This window comes from Roseateles sp. FW301-B2 (assembly GCF_058788955.1).
In genome coordinates, this window is the sequence record NZ_JBYTBE010000011.1 from 45,860 (window position 1) to 72,325 (window position 26,466).

The 26,466-nt window shown below is 68.8% G+C and carries 22 protein-coding genes; 16 read left to right on the forward strand and 6 right to left on the reverse strand.

The window, feature by feature from the left end; all coding sequences use genetic code 11:
• Window positions 1–18: 18 nt before the first annotated feature.
• The 6 genes from AC3WQY_RS09750 to AC3WQY_RS09775 are packed head-to-tail and all read left to right on the forward strand — an operon-like array spanning window position 19 to window position 5,649.
• Window positions 19–972, forward strand: a complete 954-nt coding sequence (locus AC3WQY_RS09750; protein WP_492707880.1) for an N-acetylglucosamine kinase — start codon at window positions 19–21, stop codon at window positions 970–972.
• Window positions 969–1,823: an N-acetylmuramoyl-L-alanine amidase gene (locus AC3WQY_RS09755; protein ID WP_285234763.1), complete on the forward strand. Its 855-nt coding sequence runs from the start codon at window positions 969–971 to the stop codon at window positions 1,821–1,823. Before AC3WQY_RS09750 ends, AC3WQY_RS09755 begins: the two co-directional genes overlap by 4 nt.
• On the forward strand, window positions 1,823–2,833 hold the full coding sequence (locus tag AC3WQY_RS09760; RefSeq protein ID WP_285235558.1) for an ABC transporter permease subunit: 1,011 nt from the start codon (window positions 1,823–1,825) through the stop codon (window positions 2,831–2,833). Before AC3WQY_RS09755 ends, AC3WQY_RS09760 begins: the two co-directional genes overlap by 1 nt.
• Window positions 2,830–3,723 carry an ABC transporter permease subunit gene (locus AC3WQY_RS09765; RefSeq protein WP_285234762.1) on the forward strand — a complete coding sequence of 298 codons (894 nt, stop codon included), beginning with the start codon at window positions 2,830–2,832 and terminating at the stop codon, window positions 3,721–3,723. Before AC3WQY_RS09760 ends, AC3WQY_RS09765 begins: the two co-directional genes overlap by 4 nt.
• Window positions 3,723–4,694, forward strand: a complete 972-nt coding sequence (locus AC3WQY_RS09770; protein WP_492707883.1) for an ABC transporter ATP-binding protein — start codon at window positions 3,723–3,725, stop codon at window positions 4,692–4,694. The genes AC3WQY_RS09765 and AC3WQY_RS09770 overlap by 1 nt, the downstream gene beginning before the upstream one ends.
• On the forward strand, window positions 4,687–5,649 hold the full coding sequence (locus AC3WQY_RS09775) for a peptide ABC transporter ATP-binding protein (protein ID WP_285234760.1): 963 nt from the start codon (window positions 4,687–4,689) through the stop codon (window positions 5,647–5,649). The genes AC3WQY_RS09770 and AC3WQY_RS09775 overlap by 8 nt, the downstream gene beginning before the upstream one ends.
• Before the next feature lie 10 nt (window positions 5,650–5,659).
• Here AC3WQY_RS09775 and AC3WQY_RS09780 read toward each other — a convergent pair whose 3' ends face one another.
• On the reverse strand, window positions 5,660–7,030 hold the full coding sequence (locus tag AC3WQY_RS09780; protein WP_492707885.1) for a tryptophanase: 1,371 nt from the start codon (window positions 7,028–7,030) through the stop codon (window positions 5,660–5,662).
• Window positions 7,031–7,167: 137 nt separating this feature from the next.
• Window positions 7,168–8,082, reverse strand: a complete 915-nt coding sequence (locus AC3WQY_RS09785; RefSeq protein WP_285234758.1) for a LysR family transcriptional regulator — start codon at window positions 8,080–8,082, stop codon at window positions 7,168–7,170.
• A gap of 178 nt (window positions 8,083–8,260) precedes the next feature.
• Between AC3WQY_RS09785 and AC3WQY_RS09790 the strand changes: the two genes are divergently transcribed.
• The 6 genes from AC3WQY_RS09790 to AC3WQY_RS09815 all read left to right on the forward strand — a co-directional run bounded on the left by AC3WQY_RS09790 (window position 8,261) and on the right by AC3WQY_RS09815 (window position 16,200).
• Window positions 8,261–10,792 carry a TonB-dependent receptor gene (locus tag AC3WQY_RS09790; RefSeq protein WP_492707888.1) on the forward strand — a complete coding sequence of 844 codons (2,532 nt, stop codon included), beginning with the start codon at window positions 8,261–8,263 and terminating at the stop codon, window positions 10,790–10,792.
• Window positions 10,789–12,084 carry a serine hydrolase domain-containing protein gene (locus AC3WQY_RS09795; RefSeq protein WP_492707890.1) on the forward strand — a complete coding sequence of 432 codons (1,296 nt, stop codon included), beginning with the start codon at window positions 10,789–10,791 and terminating at the stop codon, window positions 12,082–12,084. The genes AC3WQY_RS09790 and AC3WQY_RS09795 overlap by 4 nt, the downstream gene beginning before the upstream one ends.
• 4 nt (window positions 12,085–12,088) lie before the next feature.
• Complete coding sequence (gene speB / locus AC3WQY_RS09800) at window positions 12,089–13,042, forward strand: agmatinase (RefSeq protein WP_492707892.1); 954 nt, start codon at window positions 12,089–12,091, stop codon at window positions 13,040–13,042.
• Between the two features lie 76 nt (window positions 13,043–13,118).
• Window positions 13,119–14,696 (forward strand): ABC transporter substrate-binding protein, encoded by a 1,578-nt coding sequence (locus AC3WQY_RS09805; protein ID WP_492707894.1) that lies wholly within the window; start codon window positions 13,119–13,121, stop codon window positions 14,694–14,696.
• Window positions 14,693–15,598, forward strand: a complete 906-nt coding sequence (locus AC3WQY_RS09810; protein WP_285234753.1) for a LysR family transcriptional regulator — start codon at window positions 14,693–14,695, stop codon at window positions 15,596–15,598. The genes AC3WQY_RS09805 and AC3WQY_RS09810 overlap by 4 nt, the downstream gene beginning before the upstream one ends.
• Window positions 15,598–16,200, forward strand: a complete 603-nt coding sequence (locus AC3WQY_RS09815; protein WP_492707896.1) for a M15 family metallopeptidase — start codon at window positions 15,598–15,600, stop codon at window positions 16,198–16,200. Before AC3WQY_RS09810 ends, AC3WQY_RS09815 begins: the two co-directional genes overlap by 1 nt.
• Before the next feature lie 11 nt (window positions 16,201–16,211).
• Here the strand turns inward: AC3WQY_RS09815 and AC3WQY_RS09820 are convergent, their stop codons facing one another.
• Window positions 16,212–17,054 (reverse strand): hypothetical protein, encoded by an 843-nt coding sequence (locus AC3WQY_RS09820; RefSeq protein WP_492707898.1) that lies wholly within the window; start codon window positions 17,052–17,054, stop codon window positions 16,212–16,214.
• Between the two features lie 4 nt (window positions 17,055–17,058).
• Here AC3WQY_RS09820 and AC3WQY_RS09825 point away from each other — a divergent pair, with 4 nt between their 5' ends.
• Window positions 17,059–18,108 carry a S66 peptidase family protein gene (locus tag AC3WQY_RS09825; protein ID WP_492707900.1) on the forward strand — a complete coding sequence of 350 codons (1,050 nt, stop codon included), beginning with the start codon at window positions 17,059–17,061 and terminating at the stop codon, window positions 18,106–18,108.
• A gap of 12 nt (window positions 18,109–18,120) precedes the next feature.
• On the opposite strand, the gene AC3WQY_RS09830 is transcribed toward AC3WQY_RS09825, so the two are convergent.
• Window positions 18,121–19,014 carry a LysR family transcriptional regulator gene (locus AC3WQY_RS09830; protein ID WP_492707902.1) on the reverse strand — a complete coding sequence of 298 codons (894 nt, stop codon included), beginning with the start codon at window positions 19,012–19,014 and terminating at the stop codon, window positions 18,121–18,123.
• Between the two features lie 156 nt (window positions 19,015–19,170).
• Between AC3WQY_RS09830 and AC3WQY_RS09835 the strand changes: the two genes are divergently transcribed.
• Window positions 19,171–19,551 carry a cupin domain-containing protein gene (locus tag AC3WQY_RS09835; RefSeq protein WP_285234746.1) on the forward strand — a complete coding sequence of 127 codons (381 nt, stop codon included), beginning with the start codon at window positions 19,171–19,173 and terminating at the stop codon, window positions 19,549–19,551.
• Between the two features lie 33 nt (window positions 19,552–19,584).
• Here AC3WQY_RS09835 and AC3WQY_RS09840 read toward each other — a convergent pair whose 3' ends face one another.
• Entirely contained in the window at window positions 19,585–20,355 is a 771-nt protein-coding gene (locus tag AC3WQY_RS09840; protein WP_492707905.1) for a substrate-binding periplasmic protein, read from the reverse strand.
• An 88-nt stretch (window positions 20,356–20,443) separates the two neighbouring features.
• Window positions 20,444–21,895: a D-alanyl-D-alanine carboxypeptidase/D-alanyl-D-alanine endopeptidase gene (gene dacB / locus AC3WQY_RS09845; protein ID WP_492707907.1), complete on the reverse strand. Its 1,452-nt coding sequence runs from the start codon at window positions 21,893–21,895 to the stop codon at window positions 20,444–20,446.
• Window positions 21,896–22,150: 255 nt separating this feature from the next.
• Here dacB and AC3WQY_RS09850 point away from each other — a divergent pair, with 255 nt between their 5' ends.
• Together AC3WQY_RS09850 and AC3WQY_RS09855 are read left to right on the forward strand one after the other, a co-directional pair.
• Window positions 22,151–25,009, forward strand: a complete 2,859-nt coding sequence (locus AC3WQY_RS09850) for a TonB-dependent receptor domain-containing protein (RefSeq protein ID WP_285235557.1) — start codon at window positions 22,151–22,153, stop codon at window positions 25,007–25,009.
• Between the two features lie 960 nt (window positions 25,010–25,969).
• Entirely contained in the window at window positions 25,970–26,437 is a 468-nt protein-coding gene (locus AC3WQY_RS09855; protein WP_492707909.1) for a hypothetical protein, read from the forward strand.
• The last annotated feature ends 29 nt before the right edge of the window (window positions 26,438–26,466 follow it).

The following is a 26,466-nucleotide window of genomic DNA, read 5'->3' on the forward strand; positions in this document are numbered from 1 at the left end:
CGTAAGCTCGGCCTGCCCATGTTCAGCGCCGCCCCCAGCTCACCGCCCGCCCCCAGCGACCTTGGCCTCGGCCTGGACGCCGGCGGCACGCACACGCGCTGGGCCCTGGCCGGGCCCGATGGTGCGCTGCTGGCCGAGGGCCAGGTGGCGGGCATCAGCGCCACCCAGCTGGCGCAGGCCGCCGGCCGCATGGCGCTGACCCAGACCCTGCACCAGCTGGCCGCCGCGGTGCTGCTGCATGGCCGCCCCAGCCGCCTGGTGGCCGGCATCACCGGCCTGGCCGAACCGCAGGGGCCGGTGGCCCAGCAGCTCAAGGACCTGCTCGCGCAGGCGCTGGGCCTGGCGCCGCGCCAGATGCACTGCGGCAGCGATATGGAGATCGCCTATCGCAGCGCCTTTGCCGCCCCCGGCGAGGGCTATCTGGTCTATGCCGGCACCGGCGCCATCGCCGCCTTCATCGACCAGCAAGGCCGCTTCGAGCGCGCCGGCGGCCGCGGCCCCATCCTCGGCGACGAGGGCGGCGGCTACTGGATCGCCCGCGAGGCCCTGGCCGCGATCTGGCGCCAGGAGGACGAGCAGCCCGGCAGCACCCAGGGCTGGCCGCTGGCGCAGGCGCTGTATGCCGCCATCGGTGGCAGCGACTGGGCCAGCACGCGCGCCTTCGTCTACGGCGCCGACCGCGGTGCGGTGGGCCGCCTGGCGCTGGCCGTGGCCGCCGCCGCCGAGCACGACGCACGGGCGCGCGCGCTGCTGCGCCGCGCCGGCCACGAACTGGCGCGCCTGGCCCTGGCCCTGCTGCGCCGCCATGGCCCGCGCCCGGTGGTGGCCGCCGGCCGCGCCCTGCTGCTGCACGAATCGATTGCCGCCGGCCTGCGCGAGGCCCTGCCGGCTGACCTAGAGTTGCGCGTGCAGCAGCTGCAAGCCCATCACACCGCCGCCCGCCTCGCGCTGCTTGACCGACCGAAGCCATGAACCTGCGACTCACCACCTGCGCCCTCACCGCCCTGCTGCTGAGCGCCTGCGCCAGCGGCCCACGCATCGATACCAGCTACCGCTCGGAGAACCAGGACAGCCGCGTGCTCTTCCTGGTGCTGCACTACACGGTGGGCAATTTCGAGAGCGCGCTCAAGACCCTCACCACCGGCGGCAAGGTCTCCAGCCATTACCTGGTGCGCGACGATCCGGTCGTCACCTACCGCCTGGTGGAGGAAAGCCAGCGCGCCTGGCATGCCGGCCCCAGCTACTGGCGCGGCCATGCCAATCTCAACCCCAGCTCGATCGGCATCGAGATCGTCAACCCGGGCCGCCAGGTGGCGGCGGACGGCACGGTCAGCTATGTGCCCTTCTCGCAGAAGCAGATCGACGCGGTGCTGGCGCTCAGCAAGGACATCGTGCTGCGCCACCAGATCCGCCCCGAGCGCATCCTCGGCCACAGCGATATCCAGCCCCAGACCAAGCAGGACCCCGGCCCGATGTTTCCCTGGAAGCAGTTCGCCGACGCCGGCCTGATCGCCTGGCCCGATGCCGAGCTGGTGGCCGCCAGGCTGCCCGGCTACCAGGCCGCGCTGCCGGACGTGGCCTGGTTCCAGGACCAGCTGGCGCGCCACGGCTTCGGCGTGCCGCGCCATGGCGAGCTCGACGCCATGACGCGCAATGTGATCGCCGCCTTCCAGATGAAATACCGCCCCGCCAAGTACGATGGCGAGCCCGACGCCGAAACCGCGGCCCTGCTGGAGGTGGTGAACCTGCCGGAAGGCATGAAGTTATCAAGCACCGACCCCCGCGGCCCCGCCGCCCAGAAGCCCTACACCTCACGCTGGTGATGTTCAAGTTCCTGCTGCACAAGCTCGCCACCCTGCTGCCCACCCTGCTGGGCATCACCATCGTCGCCTTCGGCCTGATACGGCTGGTGCCGGGCGACCCGATCGAGGTGATGATGGGCGAGCGCCGGCTCGACCCCGAGGCGCATGCCGAGCTGGTGCGCCGCATGGGGCTGGACCAGCCCCTGCACGTGCAATACCTCGACTACGTGGGCAAGCTGCTGCACGGCGATCTGGGCCAGTCGCTGGTGAGCCGTGCGCCGGTCTCTGCCGAGTTCGCGGCGCTGTTCCCCGCCACCGTGGAGCTGGCGCTGACCGCCCTGCTGCTGGCGCTCAGCCTGGGCCTGCTGCTGGGCATGGCAGCCAGCCTGCGGCGCGGCTCGCTGCTGGACCAGGGCGTGATGGGCGTGGCCACGGTGGGCTATTCGATGCCGGTGTTCTGGTGGGGGCTGATCCTCATCATGTATTTCTCGGTGGGCCTGGGCTGGACGCCGGTCTCGGGCCGCATCAGCATCGAGTACGACGTCGCCCGCGTGAGCGGCTTCATGCTGGTGGACGCCTGGCTCAGCGGCGAGGCGGGCGCCTTCAAATCGGCCTGCCTGCACCTGCTGCTGCCGGCCCTGGTGCTGGGCACCTCCACCATGGCGGTGGTGGCGCGCATGACGCGCTCCAGCATGCTGGAGGTGCTGCGCGAGGACTACATCCGCACCGCCCAGGCCAAGGGGCTGAAGCCCGCCCGCATCGTGCTGGTGCACGCGCTGCGCAATGCGCTGATCCCGGTGCTCACCGTGGTGGGCATGCAGACCGGCAGCCTGCTGGCCGGCGCGGTGCTGACCGAAACCATCTTCTCCTGGCCGGGCATCGGCAAATGGCTGATCGACTCGATCGGCCGGCGCGACTACCCGGTGGTGCAGGCCGGCATCCTGATCTCGGCCTGCACCTTCATCGCCGTCAACCTGCTGGTGGATGTTCTCTACGGCGTGGTGAACCCGCGCATCCGTTCCAAGTCATGAGCCAAGTGATCGAAGCGCCGGCCTACCCTTCGCCGCTGGCCGAGTTCTGGGGCGGCTTTGCCGCCAACCGCGGTGCGCTGCTGGCGCTGGCCGTGTTCCTGCTGATCGCCGCCAGCGCCCTGCTCTCGCCCTGGATCGCGCCGCACAGCCCGATCGAGCAATACCGCGAGCACATGCTCACGCCGCCGGTATGGGCAGAGGGCGGCAGCTGGCGCTTCCTGCTCGGCACCGACGAGCTGGGCCGCGACCTGCTCTCGCGCCTGCTGCATGGCGGCCGCGTCTCGCTGGGCATCGGCCTGGCCTCGGTGCTGATGTCCATGCTGCCCGGCGTGCTGCTGGGCCTCACGGCGGCGTTCTATCAGCGCGCCGTGTCGCCCGCCATCATGCGGGTGATGGACATCATGCTGGCCCTGCCGGGGCTGCTGCTGGCGATCTGCGTCATCACCGTGCTGGGGCCAGGTCTTGTCAACACGGTGATCGCGATCGCGATCGGCGCGCTGCCCGGCTACACGCGCCTGACGCGCGCCGCCGCGCTGGCCGAGATCGGCAAGGAGTACGTCACCGCCAGCCGCGTGGCCGGCGCCGGCACGCTGCGCCTGATGTTCTCGGCGGTGCTGCCCAACTGCATGGCGCCGCTGATCGTCAACGCCACGCTGAGCTTCTCGGCCGCCATCCTGGAGACCGCCGGCCTGGGCTTTCTGGGCCTGGGCGTGCAGGCGCCCACGCCCGAGTGGGGCAGCATGCTCTCGGCCGCGCGCGACTACATCGAGCGCGCCCCCTGGGTCGTGACCCTGCCGGGCCTGACCATCCTGGTCTCGGTGCTGGCCATCAACCTGATGGGCGACGGCCTGCGCGATGCGCTGGACCCCAAACTGAAACGAGCCGGCTGATGTCGCCTTCTTCTCCCCTGCTATGCATAGAAGACCTCCGGGTCGAGTTCGGCAGCTTTGCCGCGGTGGATGGCGTGGACTTCACGCTCGCGCCCGGCGAGGTGCTGGGCATCGTGGGCGAATCGGGCTCGGGCAAATCGGTCAGCATGATGGCGCTGATGGGCCTGATCGGCGCACCGGGCCGCGTCAGCGCCGGCGCGCTGGAGTTCCAGGGCCGCTCGCTGCAGGGCATCAGCGCGGCCCAGCGCCGCGCCATCGTCGGCCGCGACATGGCGATGATCTTCCAGGACGCCCTCACCAGCCTGAATCCCAGCTACACGGTGGGTTACCAGATCGAGGAGGTGCTGAAGGCGCACCTCGGCCTGCGCGGCGGCGCGGCGCGCGCGCGTGCGCTCGAGCTGCTGGAGCAGGTGGAGATCCCGGCCGCGCGCAGCCGATTGAAGGCCTATCCGCACGAACTCTCGGGCGGCATGAACCAGCGCGTCATGATCGCGATGGCGATCGCCTGCGGCCCCAAGCTGTTGATCGCCGACGAACCCACCACCGCGCTGGACGTCACCATTCAGGCCCAGATCATGGATCTGCTGCTGAAGCTGCAGCGCGAGCAGGGCATGGCGCTGGTGATGATCACGCACGACCTCGCGGTGGTGGCCGAGATGGCGCAGCGCGTGGCGGTGATGTACGCCGGCCAGGTGGTCGAGACCGGGCCGGTGCCCGCCCTCTTCGACGCGCCGCGCCACCCCTATACCGAGGCCCTGCTGGCCGCGATCCCCGAGCACAGCGCGGGCCAGCGCCGCCTCAGCGCCCTGCCCGGCATCGTGCCGGGCGCGCACGACCGCCCGCGCGGCTGCCTGCTGGCGCCGCGCTGCCGCTATGTCACGCCCGCCTGCGAGGCCGCCAGGCCCGCCCTGGTCGACGGCGTGCGCTGCATCCATCCGGTCGGCGCCGCCAGGGAGCACGCCCATGTCTGAGCCGCTGCTGCTGCAAGCCCAGGGCCTGGCGCGCCATTACCGCGTCAGCCGCGGCTGGTTCGCGCCCAAGGCCACGGTGAAGGCGCTCAACGGCCTGAGCTTCGGCCTGAAGGCCGGCGAGACCCTGGCGGTGGTAGGCGAGTCGGGCTGTGGCAAGTCCACGCTGGCGCGCCAGCTCACCCTGATCGAGCCGCCCACCAGCGGCTCCCTGCTGATCGAGGGCCAGGACGCGGCGCGCGCCGACGCGGCCACGCTTAAACGCCTGCGCCAGCGCGTGCAGATGGTGTTCCAGAACCCCTTTGCCTCGCTGAACCCGCGCAAGAGCATCGCCGCCACGCTGGCCGAGCCCCTCGTCATCAACACCCGCCTGAGCCAGGCCGAGCGGCTCGAACGCGTCGAGGCCCTGGTGCACAAGGTCGGGCTGCGGCCCGAGCACCTGCGCCGCTACCCGCATATGTTCTCGGGCGGCCAGCGCCAGCGCATCGCGATCGCGCGCGCCATGATGCTGAACCCGCGCGTGGTGGTGGCCGACGAGCCGGTCTCGGCGCTGGACGTCTCGATCCAGGCGCAGATCCTCAATCTCTTCATGGACCTGCAGGACGAGTTCGGCACCGGCTATGTGTTCATCTCCCACAACCTCAGCGTGGTCGAGCATGTGGCCAAGGACCTGCTGGTGATGTACCTGGGCCGCGCCGTCGAATACGGCGACAAGGCGCGCATCTTCGCGCGCCCGCTGCACCCCTACACGCAGGCGCTGATGAGCGCCACGCCGGCGCTGCGCGCGCAGGACCGCCGGCTGCGCATCAAGATCCAGGGCGAACTGCCGAGCCCGCTGAACCCGCCCAGCGGCTGCGCCTTCCACAAGCGCTGCCCGCTCGCGCAGGCGCGCTGCGCGGTGGAGGAACCCGAGCTGCGCGAGGTGGATGGCCGGCAGGTGGCCTGCCATCTGGTCTAGCGACGGCTGGTCAGATCCATTCGCACTCGCAGGTGAAGTGGCGCAGGAACTTGGGCTGCTTGACGATGCGCACGCCGCGGATGCTGGCGGCCTTCTGCTTGACCTCGGCAATCACCTCGGCCGCATAGTCGAAATGCGATTGCGTGTACATGCGGCGCGGGAAGGCCAGGCGTAGCAGCTCCATGCTGTGATAGGTCTCGCTGCCGTCGTCCAGGCGCTTGCCGAACATCACCGAACCGATCTCCACGCCGCGGATGCCGCCCTCCAGATAGAGCGCATTGCACAGCGCCCAGGCCGGGTAATGCTCGACCGGCATGTCGGGCAGCACGGTGCGCGCATCGATATAGACCGCATGGCCGCCGGTCGGCCGGACGAAGCCCACGCCGGCCGCCTCCAGGCGCTCGCCCAGGTATTCGGCAGTGCGCAGGCGGTAGCGCAGATAGTCCTCCTGCATGCCCTCCTCCAGGCCCACGGCCAGCGCCTCCAGGTCCCGGCCCGCCAGGCCGCCATAGGTGGGGAAGCCCTCGCTCATGATCAGGCCGTTGCGCACCGCGTCCATCCAGGCCTCGTCGCGCAGCACGATGAAGCCGCCGATATTCACCATGCCGTCCTTCTTCGCGCTCATGGTGCAGCCATCGGCGTAGGAGAACATCTCCTTGACGATGTCGCGGATCGAGGTCTCGGCATAGCCCGGCTCGCGCATCTTGATGAACATGGCGTTCTCGGCAAAGCGGCACACGTCCATGATGAAGGGCTTGCCATGCGCCTTGAGCAGCTGGGCATAGGCGCGGATATTCGCCATCGAGACGGGCTGGCCGCCGCCGGTGTTGTTGGTCACCGTGATCATGCCGAAGGGGATGCGATCGCCCTCGGCCTGGAGCAGCGCCTCGACGCGCGCCAGGTCGATATTGCCCTTGAAGGGATGGATCAGGGCCGGCTGCAGGCCCTCGGCAATCACCAGATCGCGCGCCTCCACGCCCAGGTATTCGAGGTTGGCGCGGGTGGTGTCGAAGTGGCAGTTGTTGGGCACCAGCTCGCCGCGCTTGCACACCGCGGTGAACAGCACCTTCTCGGCGGCGCGGCCCTGGTGGGTGGGCACGAAATGCTGCATGCCGGTGATCTGCTGGATCACTGCCTGCAGGCGGTAGAAGCTGCGCGCGCCGGCATAGCTCTCGTCGCCCTCCATGATGGCACCCCATTGGCGCGAGGACATCGCGCCGGTGCCCGAGTCGGTGAGCCAGTCGATCAGCACGTCTTCGGCGGGCAGCTTGAAGACATTCAGCTTGGCCGCGGCCAGCAGCGCCTCGCGCTCGCTGCGCGTGGTCATGCGGATGGGCTCGACGCTCTTGATGCGGAAGGGTTCGATCAGGGTCTTGGGCATGGGGCACCTCCAGCAGGATTGCAAAGTGCGCGCAAGTTAGCACCGGGGCGGCCGGCGTGGTGTCGGTCAATTCCAACGGCTCAAGCCGGTTTGCGCAAGGTCAAGCCAGGGTCAACGCGGCCTGCCGCGGCGCCGCCCTATCCCTGCAACGCAGCCAGCCATTCGATCAATCCGTCGACGAACTGCCTGACCTTGGCCTTGCCGCGTTGGCCGCGCGGATAGACGGCCCACAGCTCGGGTTCGCCAAAGGCATCGCTTTCGAAGCGCCAGTCGTCCAGACAGGACTGCAGGCGTCCCGCGCGCAGCTCCTTGCCCACGGCCCACTCAAAGCAGGGCAGCAGCCCATCACCGGCGCGCATGCTGGCGAGCAGAAAGTCGTCGCTGTTGGAGCTCAGCCGCGCCATCGGCGTGGCGAACACGCTTTCGCCGCCGGCGCTGTGAAAGCGCCAGCGCGAGTCCAGCGTGTCGGCGCGAAAGTTCAGGCATTCATGCGTGAACAGATCCTCCGGTCGCTGCGGTCGCCCGTGGCGCTTGAAATAGCCCGGCGTGCCACACAGGCGCACGCTGTTGCGGCCGATGGCGCGCGCAATCATGTCCCCGCTGGCACGCTGGCCGTGGCGGATGGCAAGGTCCAGGTCGTCCCGCGCCAGATCCACATAGGCGTCGCTCAACACCACCTCCACACGCAGCTGGGGATGGGCGCGCCTGAACTCCACCACGTAGTCGGCCAGCACCGTGTGGCCAAACAGCATGGAGCTGGTGATGCGCAGGCTGCCGCCCGGTTGCTTGCTCAGGCTGGCGATTCGGTCCTCGGTCTCCCGCAGTTGGTTGCGCACCAGCCGCGCCGCCTCAGCGTAGGCGCGCCCCGCTTCGGTGAGCTTGAGCGGTCGCGCGGCGTGTTCCACCAGCGCATGACCGGCCTGCACTTCCAGGGCACGTATCAGCTTGGACACCGCCGAGGGCGTCTTGCCCATGCGGCTGGCCGTGAGTGCCAGGCTGCCGCTCATATGCAACTCCAGCAGGACTTCCAGGGGATTCAGTGCATTCGCCATGGCAAATCCTACTTGGAAACCACAGGTTTCCAAATAGGACATCAGCCTTGGGCATGCTGTTCTCCCAGGAGAGCGCGGCAACGGCATAACCGCGTGGCATGGGGGCGCGCAGAAATCTCAATCGCCGCGGCACTGCACAGCCGTGAAAGTCGCGCCATCCCCAAGCGAGGAGTACTTGATGATGAGCGCAACAAAGATCTCCGCCACCCCGGTGGCGCATGCAGTGGCATTGCTGACGCTGGGCCTGCTGGCGCCGGCCCACGCGCAGCTTCAAGCAGCCGAGGCGAGTGACGAAGCCTTGCCGATCCTGAGCCCGGGCAGCAAGAAGCCCACCGACAAGCTCGAGACCGTGGTGATCACCTCGAGCAAGCGCAACCAGGCTGCGCACAAGGTGCCCTACAACGTCAGCGCGCTCACGCAGGAGCAGCTGCGCGAGGCGAACATCAGCGACGCCAAGAAGCTGATCGCCGAGAACGTCTCCATCAACGCCCCCGGCAACAGCGCACGCTTTGCCGATTCGGTCTCGGTGCGGGGCCTGAACGTCTCCAACGTCAACGCCAACAACCTGGAACAGTTCATCCGCACCACGGTGGCCTACTACCTGGACGACACGCCGCTGCCGCATATGGGCTACCGCATCAAGGACGTGTCTCGCGTCGAAACCCTGCTGGGCCCGCAGGGCACACTCTACGGCGCCGGCAGCCTGGGCGGCACCATCCGCTACATCACCAACAAGCCCGACACGCGCGGCTTCGACGCCAGGCTCAACACCTCCTTCTACCAGACGCGCCACGGGGCCTTGAGCAACGACACCGACCTGATGCTGAACGCGCCGCTGAGCGAGCAGCTGGCCCTGCGTGTCTCGCTGGCCAAGCTGGATGAGAAGGGCTACACCGACCGCCTGGCCAGCCGACCCTGGATCACCGACCCCAAGCTGGCCTGGGATGGCCGGCCCGACGCCGGCACCCTGCTGTACCCACGCGACGACTGGCAGCGTGTCAAGGGTGGCCGGGTCTCCCTGCTGTTCAAGCCCACCGCCGACCTGGAGCTGCTGCTGGCCCATGCGGAGCAATCGATGCTGGCGCATGGCAGCAATGGCGCCAACACCCTGCCGGTAAAGGTGGCGCAGGCACAGAACCCGGGCGCGAACTACGAATCCACCTGGGACACCCCTTTCGTGGTGAACGACCACACCCTGATCTCGCGCTACCCGGAGTACGCCGACCGCGACTTCAAGCTCGACAGCCTGGACCTGGACTGGAACCTCGGCTTCGCACGCCTGCACGCCAGCAGCTCGCGCTTCAGCGATGCGCGCGTCGGTCAGGGTGATTACGCGGCCAATGGCAACAGCTACTACGGCTGGATCACCGGCCTGGGCCTAGGCGACAGCAAGCGCAGCGCCTTCATGAGCTTCGACAACCGCTACCGCGGCCACAGCCATGAGCTGCGCCTGGTGTCCAACGGCAGTGGCCCCTGGAACTGGCTGCTGGGCCTGTACCGCAACGGCCAGGACAAGAACCTGCGCTTCTCCGAGTGGCTGCCGGGCCTGGACGAGGTGGGTTTCCCGGTACTGCAGAGCTGGTACCCCGCGCTCACCTGGACGCGCGCCGCCGTGGGCGGCCGTGTGGACGAGGGCTATGCCGAGGACAGGCAGAGCCGCTACCGCGAAACCGCCGCTTACGGCGAGTTGAGCTTCAAGCCCACCGAGCGCTGGACCCTCACCGCCGGCGCCCGCGTCTTCAATTACGAAGACCGCGCCACGCCCCTGGTGCGCGACTACATCGGCTCCACCAGCCGCGGCGGCGAATTCACCGACAGCGGCAAGGGCAAGGCCTATTTCAAGCTCAACAGCGCCTACCAGCTCAGCGACGACATGCTGGGCTACGCCACGCTCTCGCAAGGCTTCCGCCGCGGCGGCAGCAACGGCTTCCGCGACGATGTGGACAGCTTTGCCGGCACCGTCAAGGCCGTGAACCCGGCGGTCCAGAACTACCTGCCCGACACCACCACCAACTTCGAGCTCGGCGTGAAGGGATTTGCGCTGGAGCGCCGCCTGCAGCTGCAGGCCGATGTCTACCGCATCAAGTGGAAGAACACGCAGACCGACTTCTCGCAAAGCCTGGAAGACCACAATCCCGACAGCCCCAACTTCGGCATCGGCTTCCCGATCAACGGCACGGCCAACGGCCCGGATGCCCACACGCAGGGCATCGAGTTCGCCGCGCGCTACCTGCTCAACGAACACTGGCAGTTCAGCCTGAACAGCGCCTACACCAAGGCCGAGTGGGACCAGACCAAGACCCTGTGCGCCTACGTGGACGGCAGCGGCTGCACCACCTGGTCGGCCGGCGGTGCGCTGGGCGGCGCGCCCGCCTGGAAGCACACCGCGGGCCTGCGCTACAGCCGGGAGCTGGAAAACGGCATGGAGTTCAGCGCCGGGCTGAACGCGCGCCGGGTGGGCGCCGTGCTCTCCTCGCGCCAGGACGACCCCAAGCAAGCGGCCCCGCATGCCTATGCGGCCTACACCCTGCTCAATGCCAATCTCGGTCTGAGCTGGGATCACTGGGACTTGAGCCTGTGGGTGCAAAACCTGCGTGATGTGCGCGCGATCACCTCCTACCAGGCCGTGGGCGACACGCAGCTGGGCCGGCGCCTCATCACCACCCAGCCGCGCACGGTGGGCTTGAACCTGAGCTACAGCTTCAAATGAGCCGGCAGCTGGCTGCGGCAGACCTGACGCGGCGGCGCATCCTGCTGGGCGGCATGCTGGCGGCACCCCTGCTCGGCCACGGCGCCCGCGCGGCCGACACGGCATCGCTGGGCGACACAGTGCGGGCCTTGGTGCAAGACCCCAGGCAGCCCCTGCTCAGCGCCGCGGGGCTGCTCATGCGGGACGGCGAGATCGTGCAGCAGGCCCAGGCCGGCTGGGCCCGCCTGGCGCCGGCGCAGGCGGTCAGCGAGCACACGCTCTACCGAGTTGCATCCGTCTCCAAGCTGGTGGTGGCCGTGGCGGTGATGCGCATGGTGGAGCGCGGCCAGCTGGCGCTGGACACCGATGCGAGCCAGTACCTGGACTTCCGGCCACGCCACCCAGCCCACCCGGGGCAGCCCATCACCCTGCGCCTGCTGCTCAGCCACCGCAGCGGGCTCAGCGACGCCCTCGGCACCCGTTTTGCCGATGGCCAGGCGCTGCGCCGCAGCTTGCGCGACCCGGCGGCCTGGTTACCGCAGGCGCCCGGTCGCTTCTTCTCGTACTGCAATCTGGCCTTCGGCCTCATCGCCACGGTGATGGAGGCCGTGAGCGGCCAGCGCTTCGATCTCCTGATGGACGAATTGCTGCTGGCGCCGCTGGGCATCGTCGGTGGCTTCAACGCCGCCAGCCTGCCCGCCGAGGCGCAGCGCCGGCTCGCCAGCCTGTGTCGGCGGCGTGGCGCGCAATGGCTGCCGCAGGCCGACGACGCGGCCGCGGGCCCAGCTGCGCCGCCCGCAGAGCTGGGCCAGTATCAGCCCGGCAGCAACGGCACGCTGTTTGCCCCGCAGGGCGGGCTGCGCATCAGCCTGCCAGGCCTGGCGCGCGTGCTGCAACTGCTGCTTGACCAGGGCCGCTTCGAGGGCCAGGTCTTGCTGCAGCCTGCCACGGTGGCCACCATGCTCAACGAGCATTGGCGCCATGCGCCCAGCTTGGCCAACGGCGACGACTTCGGCGGCCTGTTCCAGGCCTGGGGCCTGGGACTGCAGCACTTCATTGACCGCAGCGGCCCGGGCTACGGGGATCGGCTGCGCCGTTCGGGCGGCCTGCAGGCCTGGGGTCACGTGGGCGACGCGTACGGCCTGCGGGCCGGCTTCTTCTTCAACCCAGCCCAGCGCTGGGGCATGATGTACGTGATCAACGGTCTGCCCGATGATCCCGACACACACCCCGGCCGCTACTCGGCCTTCGACAGGTGGGAGGAGCCCCTGCTGCAGGCCCTGTCGGCGGCACTGCCCATGCCCAAAGGATAGTTTGATGAGCAACAGCTTCGCCTTCCTCAGCAACACCGCGTTCATGAAGCTGCCCCAGGGCGATGCCCGGCAGCCCTCCCCCACGCCCTACGCCATCGCCGGCATCGCCTGGGACGGCTGCGTGACCAACCGCCCCGGCGCGCGCTTCGGCCCGCGCGCCATCCGCGAAGCCAGCCACATGCTGTGCGACGGCACGCACCCGCTGTTCGACACCAGCCCCGAGGGTCACTGCAGCGACCTGGGCGATCTGCCCCTGCCCAACACCAGCCTGGAGGCCATGCGCGCGGCGATGCTGCCGCTGATCACCCGGATGATCGCCAGGCAGCACATGGCCTGGCTGGGCGGCGACCATTCCATCACCCTGCCGCTGCTGCGCGCCTACAAGGCCCATTACGGCCGGCCGCTGGCGGTGATCCATTTCGACGCCCATTGCGACACCTGGGAAGACCATTTCGGCGAGCCCAGCGGCCATGGCACCTGGGTCTACGAGGCGATCCAGGAGGGCCTGGTGCTGAAGGAGGGCTTTGTGCAGATTGGCATACGCTCGGCCGGTCTGCGCGAGGCGCGCGAGTATGTGAAGGAACAGGGCGGGCTGATCTTCGACGCCCGCACCCTGCGCGGCCTGGAAAGCCCGATCCAGCTCAGCCCGGTGCTGCAGCAGGTGGAAGAGCGCATGGCCGCGCTGGACCACCCGCCCCTCTACCTGAGCCTGGACATCGACTGCCTGGACCCCGCCTTCGCGCCCGGCACCGGCACGCCCGAGCCCGGCGGCATGACGACGAACCAGGTCTTCAGCATCCTCGAGGAGCTGGCGCCGCTGAACTTCGTGGGCATGGACTGCGTGGAAGTGGCACCGCCCTACGACCATGCCGAGCTCACCAGCTATGCGGCGGCCCAGTGCGTCTGGACCTATCTGTGCGGGCAGCTCGCCAAGGCGCGCCATAAGCCAAGGTTATAGTCAGCGCCGGACTTGTCACTTGTTGTTCCGGGTGGGGGCTCCCAACAATGGCCACCACCTTGTTGCCGCTCCCCTCATGACGCCCACTTCCAGCCCGCTCGCTCTGGCCCTTGGCCTGCTCCTCAGCTTCGGTGTGGCCGCCAAGCCCCTGGTCTACTGCGCCGATGCCAGCCCCGAGGGCTTCGACCCCGGGCTGTGGGACTCGGCCAGCACCAACAACGTCAACAGCCAGATGTTCCAGGGCCTGCTGGGCTTCAAGCGCGGCGGCACCGAGCTGGAGCCGCAGCTGGCCACCGCCTGGACGATCGCGCCGGACGCCAAGACCTTCACCTTCACGCTGCGGCGCGGCGTGAACTTCCACAAGACGCCCTACTTCACGCCCACACGGCAGTTCAATGCCGACGACGTGCTGTTCACCTTCGGGCGCTTCATCGACCCCAAGCACCCCTTCAACCAGGCCTTCCCGGCCAACTTCGTCTATCCGCAGAACCTTGGCCTGGCCAAGCTCATCGAGGGCATCGACCGCGTCGACGATTACACGGTGCGCTTCCGCCTGAAGCAGCCCAATGTGATCTTCCAGACCTATCTGGCGATGGCGTTCGCCGGCATGCACTCGGCCGAGTACGGCGCCCAGCTCCTGAAGGACGGGCGCGCCAACCAGATCAACAACCAGCCGGTGGGCACCGGGCCCTACAAGTTCAAGTCCTATGCCAAGGACGATGTGGTGCGCATGGAGCCCAACCCCGACTACTGGGGCGAGAAGCAGAAGACCACCGCCCTGGTGTTCAGCATCAGCCGCGAGCCCAATGTGCGGGTGCAGAAGCTGCTGGCGGGCGAATGCCAGGTCACCGCGCCGCTGCGCGATGTGGACGTGAGCTCGCTGGACGGCAAGCCCGACGTGCAGCTGCTGAAGATCCAGGCGCTCAACATCTCCTACCTGAGCTTCAATCTGAAGAAGCCGCCGGTCGACAAGCGCGAGGTGCGCGAGGCGCTGGACATCGCGGTGGACCGCGACGCCATCTTCAAGGCCCTGTTCCCGCGCGGCGACGCGATGCAGGCGGTGAGCGCCTTCCCGCCCGCCATCCCCGGCTACAACAAGAAGCTCAAGAACGAATACAGCCCCGAGCGCGCCAAGCAGTTGCTGGCCAAGGCGGGTTTTCCGAACGGCTTCGAGATCGACCTCTGGGCCCTGCCGGTGACGCGCCCCACCAACCCCAACGGCCAGCTGATGGCGCAGCTGATCCAGCAGGACTGGGCCAAGATCGGCGTCAAGGCCCACATCAAGACCTATGAGTGGGGCGAGTACCTGAAGCGCGCCAACCAGGGCGAGCACCATGTCTATATGAGCGGCTGGTCGGGCGACAACGGCGATGCCGACGACTTCCTCACCCCCAACCTGAGCTGCGCCGCCAACCAGAGCGGCGTGAAGTTCTGCAACCCCGAGTTCGAAAAACTCATCAACGACGCGCGCGCAACACCTGACCCCAAGAAGCGCATCGCCATGTACGAGCAGGCGCAGGAGATCTTCAAGCGCGAGCGGCCCTGGATCACGATGGCGCATTCCACCGTCTACATCCCGGTGCGCAAGGATGTGCAGGGCTTCATCATGGCGCCCAACGGCAGCGTCGATTTCGAGAACGTCTACAGGAAATGAGACTCCGGCATATCGAGGTCTTCCACGCCATCATGCAGGCCGGCACCATCAGCGGTGCGGCCCAGCTGCTGCACATCTCGCAGCCGGCGGTGACCAAGGTGCTGCAGCATGCCGAACTGCAGCTGGGCATGCCGCTGTTCGACCGCCTCAAGGGCAAGCTCTACCCCACCCCCGAGGCGCAGCGCCTGTTCGTCGAGATCGACAAGCTGAACCGCGACCTGGTGACGATCAGGCGCCTGGCGGCCAATCTGCGCTCGGGCATTTCCGAGCAGGTCAAGCTGGTCGCCACCCCGACCCTGGGCGCCTCGGTGATCCCGGCGGCGATGACGCATTGGGCCAAGGCCTTTCCGGCCAGCCGCTGCATCCTCGCCACCAACCACACGCGCGAGATCGTCAACGCCCTGCTGCTGGGCGAGGCCGACCTGGCGCTCTCGCTGCAGGACCCGCGCCACCCCGGCATCAAGGCCGAGGTGCTGGCCGCCGGGCCGATGATGGCGCTGTGCCCGCTGGGCAGCCCCGAGGCCGCCGGCGAAGGGCCGCTGCCGATCGAGCAGATCCGCAGCGAGCTGATCGCGATGGCCGAGGACGATCCGCTGGGCAGCGTGGTGATGAGCGCCTTCGAGGCTCAGGGCCTGGAGATCGCCAGCCGCATCACCGTGCAGACCTACCAGCTGGCGCGCGCACTGGTGGAGGCTGGCGTGGGCATGACGGTGGTGGACCCCTTCACCGCCGCCTCGGCCGACCGCGCCCGCGTGCGCGTGCGGCCGCTGCTGCCGCGCATCCCCGTGCAGCTCTACCTGCTCACCGCCGCCAATGCGCCGCTGGCCCAGCCGGCGCGCAAGCTGGTCGGCTTCCTGGGCCAGGCGGCGCGCGAGCACCTGGGCTCGGTGGGCGAAGCCTGATGATTGCCTGCGAAGACATTGCCGGCCACCCCGACTTCCGCGCCCTGCTGAGCCTGGAGGGCGTGGACGTGGACCTGCGCTACGCCAGCCCCGACAACTTCGTCGGCCGCGACGTCTACGGCGGCCTGGACTGCGCCTACCTGCGGCGTGAAGCGGCCGCGGCACTGGCCAGCGCCGCGCAATGGCTGGCCCGGCAGCGCCCCGGCTACCGCCTGCGCGTGCTGGACGCGCTGCGCCCGCAGCGCGTGCAGGAGGCGCTCTATGCCGAGCTGGCCGGCACGCCGCTGGCCCTCTACCTGGCACATCCCGAGCGCGGCTCGATCCACTCCTTCGGCATGGCGGTGGACGTCACGCTGCTGGACCCGCAGGGCCGCGAGGTCGACATGGGCTCGGGCTTCGACGAGATGGCGCCGATCTCGCACCCCGAGTACGAGGCCGAGCACCTGGCGCGCGGCCTGCTCAGTGCCGCCCAGCTGAGCGAGCGCGGCTGGCTGCGCGCAGCGATGCGCCAGGCCGGCTTCCACGGCATTGCCACCGAGTGGTGGCATTTCGACTTCGGCGATCGCGTGCTGGTGCGGCGCGAGCTGCCACGCGTGCTGTGATGCAGCGCTCTTCAGGTTGCGGGCGGGGGCAGGCACTTGAGCGGCGCATCGCGCAGCGCGTTGCCCTGCAGACACATCTCGACCCAGAAGCGTTTCACGAAGGCGGGCTCAGCGCGCAGGAAATCGTGCGAGGCCACCGCATAAAGACGCCGCCGGTCCACCGGTGGCGCCAGCTTCACCAGCTGCGCGGCCAGTTGTCCATCCGCCCGCATGCGTGCGTCCGCAAAGCCGGCATAGGTCAGCAGGTAGCTGGTGCGCCGTGCCAGCAGCATCTGCAGCGCGTTTTCGGTCGTCAGCGCATCGGTGGTGGGCCAGCCGTGCGCCTCCGCGATGGCGCCGAACACCGTATCGCGCAAGGCACCCACGGTCTGCCCGGGCGCCAGCCGCAGCGTCCGTCCGTCCCATGCGGGGTCGCTGTCGCGGCGCGCGTAGAGCGCGATATCGAGCTCACCGACACTCAGATCGCGCTCGGGCCGGTGATCGATGGGCGGGAACTCGACCAAGGGCGAGAACGGCGAGCCCTCGAACACGCCAACGACCAGATCGACGCGCGCCGGTTTCTCGGTGATCAACCGGCGCGTGCGCACCTGCGGCTGGCGCAGCAGTTCGGCCCGCTCAAGGCAGCCCATGCGCTGCAGTGCCTGCCTGGTCCAGCTCACCAACAAACCGGGCGGCTCGGCGAAATGGCTGTCCCGGCCGGCGATCAGCGGTTCATAACTGGAGTCGGTGAAGACGACGCGGATGCGCTCCGGGCAGGCCGCGGTGGCGGCCACGCCGAACAGCATCAAGCCCGACAACAGCACCATTCGCAGCAGCTGCACGCCCGCCCCTTCCAGGTACGCCCAGATGGACATGAGTATGCCGACAATCGCCCGACGTAGCTTCACCCAATCGCTGGCGCTCGGCGGCGCCCTGCTCGCCGGCGCCAAGGCCGACGCGAAACCGATACCCACGCCGCTGTTGGCGCGCCGCCTCAGCCCCGGCGACACTCTGGGCCTGGTGAGCCCCGCCAACGCCACCTATGAGCGCGAGCCGCTGCAGCTGGCCGTCGAGGCGCTGCAGGCGCTGGGCTTCAAGGTCAAGCTGGGCCAGCATGTGCGCGGCCGCTACGGGCAGTTCGGCGGCAGCGATGCCGAGCGCGCCGCCGACATCAACGCCATGTTCGCCGACGAGGGTGTGGCCGGCATCATCGCGCTCACTGGCGGCTCGGGCTGCAACCGCATCGTCGACAAGCTCGACTACGGCCTGATCCGGCGCCAGCCCAAGTTCTTCGGCGGCTTCTCCGACCTCACCTGCCTGGTCAACGCCATCCACCAGCAGACCGGCCTCGTCACCTTCCACTGCCCGGTGGCGGGCTCGGAATGGAACGAGTTCAGCGTCGCGCATTTCAAGGCCATGGTGATGCAAAAGGACGGCGAGCTGCCGCTGCTGAGGAACCCGCAGGGCGAGCGCGGCGACAACCTGGTACAGACCCAGGACCGCATCCAGACCCTGCGCGGCGGCAAGGCCCGCGGGCGCCTGCTGGGCGGCAATCTGGCGGTGCTGAGCTCGCTGGCGGGCTCGCGCTTCTGGCACGACTGGCGCGGCGCCGTGCTCTTCCTCGAGGACATCAACGAATACATCTACCGCATCGACCGCATGCTCTCCACGCTGCGCCTGGCCGGCGCGCTGGACCAGCTGGCCGGCGTGGTGCTGGGCAAGTTCACCAAGTGCGAGCCCGGCGACGGCTATGGCACGCTGACGCTGGACGAAGTCTTCGACGACTACTTCCTGCCGCTCAACGTGCCCGTCTACCGCGGCGCCATGATCGGCCACATCAAGCGCAAGTTCACCCTGCCGGTGGGCGCACCGGTGGAGATCGACGCCGATGCCGGCAGCATCGGCCTGCTGGCGCCGGCGGTGCGCTGAGCGGCGCCCGCCTCAGCCGCGCCCGCGCAAGGCCTCCAGCGCCTCGATCGCCACCTTCAAGCGCGAGGGCAGCAGCCGGTTCGACGGGTAGACGATGTGGATGGGCATGCTGGGCGGGCGGCAGGCCGGCAGCAGCTCCACCAGCTCGCCGCGCGCCAGCTCGTCCTGCACCAGCAGGTCGGGCACCTGGCACAGGCCCAGGCCGAGCTTGAGCGCCTCCAGCAGGCCCTCGGTCTCGTTGACACGCACATGCGCCCGCGGCAGGTGCTCCAGCGCCACCCCGCGCTGGCGGAAATGCCAGGGCCGGTCGCGCCCCGTCGAGGGCACGCGGAACACCACCTCATCGTGGGCATGCAGATCGTCCACCCGGCGCGGTGTGCCGCGCCGCGCCAGGTAGGCCGCGCTGGCGCACAGCACCAGGCCCTGCTGATCGACGCGGCGCGCCACCAGCGTGCTGTCGCGCAGCTGGCCGATGCGCACCGCCAGGTCCACGCCCTCGCGCACCAGGTCCACCTGCAGATCGGTGAGGCGCAGGTCCAGCTGCAGGGCCGGGTGCTGCTGCAGCAGCTGCGCCAGCAGCGGCATCACGAAGCGCTTGCCGTAGAACACCGGCAGGTCGATGCGCAGCACCCCGGTGGGCGTGCCGCGCGTGCCCGAGGCCTCGGCCTGCAGGCTTTCCACCTCGTCCAGCACGCGCTGGCAGCGCTCGAAGAGGCGCTCGCCATCGGGCGTCAGCGTGACCTGGCGGGTGGTGCGGTGGAACAGCTTGACGCCCAGCACCGCCTCCAGGCGCGCCACCGCCTTGGCCAGCGTGGAGGGCGCCACGCCCTGCGCGCGCGCGGCCGCCGCGAAGCCGCCGTAGCGCGCCGTCTGCGCGAATGCGATGAACTGCTGCAGCCCCTGCATGGTCTCTCCCCGCCCGGCCTTTGCCGACGAAATGTCGGCAATGTTAAGACGCTTCGCGGTCTTCTCGAATCGCCGCGCGAGGCCGAGACTGCGGGCCTCAGAGCGGTCAACGCCCGGGCACCGCGCCAAGGCCCGGGCATTTTTGGAGCCATCCACATGCAGCAAGTCATTCAACAGATCCAACCCGAGGCCAGCCCGCTGGCCGGCATCGCCCACGCCACCTGGGCCGGCGAGGCCGAAGGCCTGAGCCAGTTGTCGGTGTGGCGCCAGTCGATGGCGCCGGGCGCCGGCACGCCGCCGCACAGCCACGATTGCGACGAGGTCGTGCTGTGCCTGGCCGGCAGCGGCGAGCTGCACAGCAACGGCCGCGTGCAGCGCTTCGGCGCCAACTGCACGCTGGTGCTGCCCAAGGGCGAGCTGCACCAGTTCTTCAATGTGGGCGAGGTGGCGCTGGAGACGCTGGGCATCTTCGCGGCCACGCCGGTGGCGACCCACCTGCCCGAGGGCGAGGCGCTGGACCTGCCCTGGCGCAGCTAGGCCGCCGGGCGGCAGCAGGCCCGGCCCGCCGGCTCAGCGGCGCGCGGCCTTCGCACAGGCCGAGGCCGGCAGCGCATAGGGGCGCACCAGCTCGGCGCTGCGGCCGCTGTGGCACAGCGCGACGAGGGCCTCGTTGAAGGCCTTGAAATCGCGCGCGCCGATGCGCTGGCGCACCAGCCCGAAGGCGTAGTCGAACTCCTTCACCGCGCCGGCGCTCTGCAGGCCGCCGAGCTGGTCTTCGCGCATCAGGTGCAGGGCCACGTATTCGTTCACCAGCGCCAGGCCATGCGGGCCGTAGCGCCCGGCCGCGAGCTTGCGCAGCACGGTGCGGTTGTCGGGCTCGATGACGGTCTCGACCTTCAGGCCCTCCACCAGCTCGTCCAGCGCCAGCACCGTGGCCGAGGGGCCATAGGCGCCGATGGTGCGGCCCACCAGGGCCTGGCGGTCGCCTTGCAGCACGAAGTCGTCGCCGGCACGCGTGAACAAGGTGTAGCGCGCCCCCAGCACCGGCACGCTGACATGGAAATAGCTGCGCCGCTCGGGCGTGTCCACCACCGTGAAGATGCCATCCACCAGGCCGTTCTGGGCCAGGCCCAGCGCGCGCCGCCAGGGCAGCACCTCCACCGTGCATTGCCAGCGCAGCCGCGCGCAGGCGGCCTGCAGCACATCCACCATCGGGCCGGCGGCCGTGCCCGCCTCCGCATAGGTGTAGGGCGGGAAATGCTCGGTGACAAAGGAAAGGCGCTTGGCGGGCGGCTGGGCCAGCGCCGGTGCGCCAAAGCCCAGCGCCACCGCCAGCGTCATGCACGCTGCTGCCCAGCTTCCAGCCATCCCGCCCCCGTTCAAGCCCTGCGATGGCGCCAGCATAGCGGCTGGCGTGGTGGCGCTCGCGTCAATATTGCGCAAGCCAGGCTGCCAGCGCATCCAGCACCGGCCGGCCCTTGGCGGGCGCCTCGTCGTGGTTGAGCAGGGCCACCATCACCCAGGGGCGGCCCCGGCCGTCGTGCACATAGCCGGCCAGGCCCACCACATTGCGCAGCGTGCCGGTCTTCAGGCGCGCGCGCGCCTCGGCCGGCGTGCCCTTGAGGCGCCGGCCCAGGGTGCCGTCCACCCCGGCCAGCGGCAGGCTGCTGAGCAGCTCGGGCGCATAAGGGCCCTGCCAGGCCGCGGCCAGCATGGCGGCCAGGCTGGCGGGGCTGATGCGCTCGGCGCGCGAGAGGCCCGAGCCGTTCTCCAGCACCAGCTCGGGCGCCGCCACGCCATGCTCGGCAAGCCACTGGCGCACCTGGTCGGCGGCGGCTTCCTGGGTGCTGGCAAAGCTGGCGGCGCGCGGGTGCGCGGCGCCGAGGTTGAGAAAGGTCAAACGCGTCAGCGCATTGTCCGAGCGCTTCATCACGCCGCGCAGCAGCTCGCCCAGCGGTCGGCCCTGGTGGCTGGCGAGCACGCGTGCCTCTACCGGCGTGGCGCCCTCGCTGACCTCGCCCTGCAGCGTGCCGCCCAGCTCCTGCCACAACGCGCGCAGCGCGGCACCGGCCAGCAGCTGGCGATCGAACACATTGAGGGCCTGGCGCTGCCGGCATTGGCGCGGGAAGCTGCCGCGCAGGCGCAACTGGCCGGCCTCGACCACGGGAATCTGCCAACCCTCCTCCCAATCCTTGCAAGCCAGCTCGTTCAGCGTGAGGCCGGTGGCGTCGACGCTCAGCCCCGGCCAGGCCGGGCTCAGGCGCGCCTGCACGCGCTCGCCGTCGGACTGCAGCTCCAGGTCCAGCAGGCTGCCGTTCAGATGCAGGGCATCCGGGATCACGTTGTAGGGGAACTCGGGCTGCTCGTCGAAGGCCGGCTGGCCCAGCTCGGGCCGCGCCGGCTGGAAGCGCGTGCGGTCCACCACGATGCCGCCGCGCAGTTCGCGCAGGCCCTGCTCGCGCAACTCGCGCAGCAGGCCCCACAGCGCGGCCCAGTCCAGCTCGGGATCGGCGCCGCCGCGCAGGTAGAGCGGGCCCTGCAGCACACCATCCTGCGGCACCGCCGTGGCCAGCAGCTCGGTGCGGCCGCGCTGGTTCGGGCCCAGCTTGTCCAGCGCCACGATGGCCGTCACCAGCTTCATGGTGGAGCCGGTCTGCATCGCCGCGTCGGCGCGCCAACGCAGGCCCTGGCGCGGCGCCTCGAGCGGGAAGGCCACCACGCCCAGGCTCTGCTCGGGCAGGCCGGCGCGCTGCAGGGCCGCGCGCACCGGCGCGGGGAGTTCGTGGCTGGTGGGCACCAGGCCGGCGCAGCCGCTCAGCGCGAGCGCGGCCAGCAGCAAGACGGCGGCGCCGCGGCGCCGGATGGGGGGGAGGCAAGACATGGCCCCACTCTAGCGGCGCCGGCCGCCCGGCACAGCCGGCTCAAGCCCTGAGCGAGCGGCCCGCGCGGGCGCGTTCCCGGGGGCCGCATTCCCACAGGTTATGAGGTTCGCACAAGCATTCATTGTGGGCAAAGCAACAAATGCGGCCGGCCCCTATGGCCCAGTGGCGCCGGCTACTCGATCATGCCCCTCGACCCTGCCTATCATCCCTGCCCCGCAGCGCCCCGCATTCAGTCGTTAAGGAGAAGCATCTTGATGAAGTTGACCAAGCTCACCCATTGCCTCGCCCTCGTGGGTCTGGCCGCCCCGCTGCTCGCCAGCGCCCAGTCCACCGCCCCGGTGCAGAAGGTCGAGCGCGTCGAGGTCACGGGCTCCAGCATCAAGCGCATCCAGGACGAAGGCGCCCTGCCGATCCAGGTGATCTCGCGCAAGGAGCTCGAGCGCCAGGGCATCGTCTCGGCCGAACAGCTGATCTCGGTGCTGAGCGCCAACGGCAACGGCCTGGATAACCTGGCCGGCAATGCCGACGTGGTGGCCGGCCAGGCGCGTGGCAACAACGGCGCCACCGCCGCCAATCTGCGCGGCCAGGGTTCGGCCAGCACCCTGGTGCTGCTGAACGGCCGGCGCGTCGCCGCGCACGGCCTGAACGGCGGCGTCGTCGACCTGAACTCGATCCCGATGGCTGCGGTCGAGCGCGTTGAAATCCTCAAGGACGGCGCCTCGGCCATCTACGGCACCGACGCGATCGGCGGCGTCATCAACTTCATCCTGCGCAAGAACTACAACGGCCTGGAGGCCCAGGCCTTCACCGACATCACCGAGGCGGGCGGCGCCAACATCGGCCGCGTCAAGCTGGTGGGTGGCTTCGGCGACCTCGAGCGCGACAAGTTCAACCTGCTGGTGGCGCTGGCGCACAGCGACTCCAAGGCGCTGCGCGGCGACCAGCGCGACTTCGTCAACACCTTCCAGCCCAACCGCGGCCTCTCGGTGGACACGCGTGGCACGCCGATCGCCACCGTGTTCGCGATCTCCAGCCTCTACAACGCGCTGAGCCGCGACAACCTCAACACCACCGGCCGCAGCACCGGCCCGATCCAGCCCGGCACCACCGTGGCCATGAACGGCATCAACTACCTGGACCTGCCCGGCCAGGCCGGCTGCAACTCGGTGGACGGCATGGACGCCTACGACGAGAAGCTGTGGGCCAGCCCCTCCGCCAAATGGGGTTGCGCCTGGGACACCGGCCGTGCGGCCGTGCTGCAGCAGCCGGTCAAGTCGACCAATCTGGTGGCCCATGGCACGCTGGCCCTGGGCGAGCACCAGCTGTTCGCCGAGTTCGTCGGCGCCCAGGTCGACTCGGCCAAGAGCTTCTCGGCCAACCAGATCACCAGCAGCACCTCGGCCAGCAGCCCCTTCTTCAACCTCGCCTACCCGAGCACCGGCGCCAGCTACGACAAGGTCTTCAACGCCCTGGTCGCCACCTTCCCGACCCTGGCCGCCAACAAGGGCCTGCCGATGGCGATGCGCTGGCGCTGCATCCCCTGCGGCAGCCGCGAGATCGAGACCACCTCCAAGACCCAGCGCTTCCTGGTCGGCGCCGACGGCCCGCTGTTCGCCGGCTGGGACTACAAGACCGGTCTGTCCTCCGCCACCAGCGACACCACCTCGCTGCTGGGCAGCGGCTACTTCTACGGCAAGCCGTTTGCCGCGCTCATCAACAACGGCACGCTGGACCCCTTCAGCCTGACCCAGAGCGCCGCCGCGATGAGCGCACTGGACGCCGTGCGCGCCAACGGCGTGACCCTGTACGGCGGCAAGTTCACCCTCAACCAGGCCGACTTCACCGCCAGCGGCCCGCTCTTCAAGCTGCCGGCCGGCGAGGTGATGGCCGCGGTGGGCCTGGATGCCCGCCAGGAGAAGTACAAGTTCAACGGCAACGCCACCGACCTGGCGACGCAGGGCGCCATCTTCAACGCCCCCTTCGACAGCATCAACACGCTGGACACGGTCAAGCGCACCATCAAGGCCGAGTTCGCCGAGCTGCTGGTGCCCATCACCAAGCAGCTGGAGCTGACCATGGCCGTGCGCCATGACGACTACACCGGCTTCGGCGGTACCACCAACCCCAAGGTCTCGCTGCGCTACGCGCCGCTGGACCAGCTGGTGATGCGCGCCTCGGCCAGCCGCGGCTTCCGCGTGCCCAGCTTCAACCAGCTGTTCAATGGCATCACCATCTCGACCTACTCGGGCAAGGACCTGGTCGATCCGGCCAAGTGCGCCGGCCTCAAGGTCGACCCCACCAAGCCCGGCTGCGAAGCCATCACGCCCGACATCTTCACCGGCGGCAAGCCCGAGCTGGGCCCCGAGAAGAGCCGCCAATGGACGGCCGGCATCGTCTGGTCGCCGGCGCGCGACATCACCGCCAGCGCCGACTGGTGGCAGATCCGCAAGGAAGGCACGATCCAGTTCCTGGCGCTGTCCGACATCGTCAACAACGCCGCCCTGTTCCCGGCCAACTTCCTGCGCGACGCCTCCGGCAATCTGGTTGCCATCGACGATCGCTGGGTCAACGCCGGTGAATCGATCACCAAGGGCGTGGACCTCTCCGTGCGCGGCGCGGCCCGCGTCGGCGACGGCATGCTGGGCGTCTCGCTGGAAGGCACCTACCTGCTCGACAAGCGCTCGCGCCTGATCGCCAGCGCACCGATGGGTGCCAGCGAGATCGGCGTGTTCACCCGCTCGGGCGATCTGGGCCTGCGCTGGAAGCATGCCCTGACCTTCACCTACAGCGAAGGCCCCTGGGTCGCGATGCTGCAGCAACTCTGGCGCAACGGCTACAAGGACGCCGTGCTGCCCGGCGTGGCCAACGGCAGCGTGACGCCCTCGCAATGGAGCCCCAACGTCGCCAAGTACCTGACCCACAACGCCAGCATCAGCTACACCGGCATCAAGAACCTGGGCCTCAGCTTCGGCATCAAGAACCTGCTGAACGAAGACCCGCCGTTCTCGGTGGCCTACGACGGCAACACCGGCGCCGGCAGCTCCTGGGAACCCCGCGTGGCCGACCCGCGCGGCCGCAGCTACACCTTCACGGTGGACTACAAGTTCTGGTAAACCAGCGCCGGCCTGGCGCCTCGCACAAAGCCCCGCCCGCGCAAGCCGGCGGGTTTTTTTATGGTTGCTTCGTCGATGTGCGGGGAACTCGCAGAAGCGTTGGCAGCGAGTGAGTTCGCGTCGCTGCCCAGGCCGGCAGGCACTCGACCCCAGAGGCGGAGGCCTTCACTGCGTTCAGGCTTCCCTCGCTGCTCGCCAAACCGGGACTCGCGCACAACTCGCCGTCGCACCCCTGCGGGCCGGCGTGTGCCGGTGGCACCCGCCTGTGCTCCAGCTCAAACAAGGTGCGCTCGACGCATCGCCTGGAGCGATGCGCAACCCGGTTTGGCTGCGCGGCTCGGCACCGCCAATGGGGTCTCGCACCAGCCGGCCTGGGCCGCTCGAAGCACGCCCGTGGCACGAGGGGCGCGCACACCGATCGGTGCGGGCAAAGCCCCAGGCGAGTGGCCGCATGTTCAAATGTTAGGCAAAGATCATTCGCGACCCGCATGCAAGCAAGTTGGACATCATGAAGTCTCGTACCAAAGCTCTGACGGGAAAGGTATTCATCTCGTTTCTTGGAATTTCTCTTGTCGCAGGCTCGCTGGCGTTCTCCTATCGAGCGGGCTGCGAGCGAAGCGCAGCTGGCAGCACAGTTGCATCGCTTGACTATCAGGTTGCCTCTGTGTGGTTCATGATCCCAAGCCTTCTTATGTTCGCGGCCTTGTTCGCCGTACCCGTGAGTAAGTCGCTCATGCGCACCGCCCTACGGGTAGTCGGATTCCTACTGCTAGCCGGACCTGTCGCGGTTGCGGTCGTTCTGTACGCTGAGAGCGAGGGAAATGAACAGAGTCAGAACTGCAGAACGCATACGGCACGATTAGTTTCCATTTCCAAAGTGTTGGCATGAGTACGCAGCCTAGCCATTCATCAGAACCGACGTCTTTCTGAGCAGCTCAATTCAAACGTTAGTCCTTAGACATGACGCCAACGCAGCACGCCGAACTATTGGGCAGGTTGGTCACAAATTTCCACAGCTTGGAGACCGCCCTGCGAATGGCACTGTTGACGCATGCTAAGCCGCAGGATCCAAATGGGCGGCTTGACTTCGAGTCCATTCCTGTTGGAACCGCGATGTCGGTGAACCAGCTCACTGACTACGATACGTTGGGTCAACTGATCGCGCGCTTCAACGAGCGTATGAAGCTGCTTGGGAACCCCGAGATAGACGGGTCGCTGGTTGAAGTTCGAGACGCCATCGCTCACGGTAGAGTCCTTTGCGACGAGGACGAGTTTCCACTGCGCCTTATCAAGTTCGATCGCCCGGACAAAGCAACGGGTCTGGTCAGGCTGGCGGTCAATCAGATCATGAGCGAAATGTGGTTTCAGAAGCGCATTGCCAGAACGCATGTTGCAATTCAAATCGCTATTGGTGAGGCAAAGGCCTAACCGGTGGCTCGAGCCGATTCGCGTCGGCA